This window comes from Leisingera sp. F5 (genome assembly GCF_001593695.1).
Genome location: NZ_LUKH01001143.1, coordinates 1 through 1235, shown reverse-complemented (window position 1 = coordinate 1235; position 1235 = coordinate 1). Strand labels below are relative to the sequence as shown.

The window sequence follows — 1235 nt, the reverse complement described above, 5'->3', positions numbered from 1 at the left end:
TCCATGCAGCACTCCGCGCCCATGACCCGCAGATCGGCTACAAGGACGATTTCGACACCATCGACTGGCTGCACGGCACCGGGCTGGAGCTGCTGCAGGCGGTCGAGATGCCCGCCAACAATCTGGCGCTGATAGCGGAAAAACCACCCCTCTGATCTGGATCAAGGCTGCCCGCCCCTGCCCTCCATACACCTTCGGTAATTGGAATGTGTAACTGAGGGACCGGCAAATGGACTGGCACGAAAAACTTGGCGAAACCCGCAAGAACCTGCGCAATCTGAACGGGGCAATCCCGGACACCGCCCAGGCTTTTGGCGCATTTGGCAAGGCTGTGAAACAGGGCGGTGTGCTGGAGTTCAAGCAGAAGGAATTCGTGGCACTTGGCATCGCGGTGGCCATGCGTTGCGAGGATTGCATTGCTCTGCATGTGGAGGCGCTGGTCAAATCCGGTGCCAGCCGCGCGGAAGTGGGCGATGTGCTGGCGATGTCGATCCAGATGGGCGGCGGGCCGGCAATGATGTATGCGGCCAAGGCGATGGTCTGTTTCGATCAGATGACCCGCTGAATTCCGGCTCGGAATTCAGCCCGGAAAACACATGTTTTCCGGCGAAAATTCCGCGCCGGAATTTTGATCACGCACCTCCCGCAGCCCCTGCAGAACTTGGCGGATCTGCTCCAGCGCCGGGTTGTCCGGCAGGTACAGCACCTTGCAGCTAAGTTGGATGTCCGGCGCGCCCTCGACCCTGTGGATTTGCCCGGCCGCCAGCGCCCCCGCCGCCATATAGGCAGGAAAATACCCCATGCCGCCCCGCTTCATCAGATAGCGCAAGCCCATCGGTGCGTTACCCAGCACAATATGCTGGCGGCTGCGCTGCGGCAGCACTTGCTGCACCTGCGCCGCATATTCGCTGCCGAACTCCAGATTGATGAACAACGGCAATGCGTCGCGGCCCAGCCGCAACCGCTGGTCCGACACCAGAACCAGCTCCTCCGGCGGCAGTTCCTCCACCCCCAGCCTTGTGCCTGCGGGAACCTCGTTCACAATTGCCAGATCCAAGAGCCTGCGCGCCACCGCCTCAGCCATGTTCAGCCCGTGATCATAGTTCAGCGTGAACGGCACGGTTCCTTGCGCCTGTTCCAGCCAGACGGCCACATCCACCAGCAGCGGATCCCAGACCGACAGCTGCGCCCCCAGCCGCAGCGAAACCCGTCCTGCCAGGCTTTCCCGCAAATCG

2 protein-coding genes and 1 pseudogene are annotated in these 1235 nt (G+C 61.9%); 2 read left to right on the top strand and 1 reads right to left on the bottom strand.

What is annotated here, in order from left to right; translation table 11 throughout:
* Positions 1-155, top strand: a pseudogene (locus A2I95_RS39625) (DUF938 domain-containing protein); the annotation flags it as partial.
* Between the two features lie 74 nt (positions 156-229).
* Positions 230-565 carry a carboxymuconolactone decarboxylase family protein gene (locus tag A2I95_RS39620; protein ID WP_291737830.1) on the top strand — a complete coding sequence of 112 codons (336 nt, stop codon included), beginning with the start codon at positions 230-232 and terminating at the stop codon, positions 563-565.
* 15 nt (positions 566-580) lie between these two features.
* Here A2I95_RS39620 and A2I95_RS39615 read toward each other — a convergent pair.
* The coding region (locus A2I95_RS39615) for a LysR substrate-binding domain-containing protein (RefSeq protein ID WP_291737829.1) at positions 581-1235 on the bottom strand (655 nt) is incomplete at its 5' end.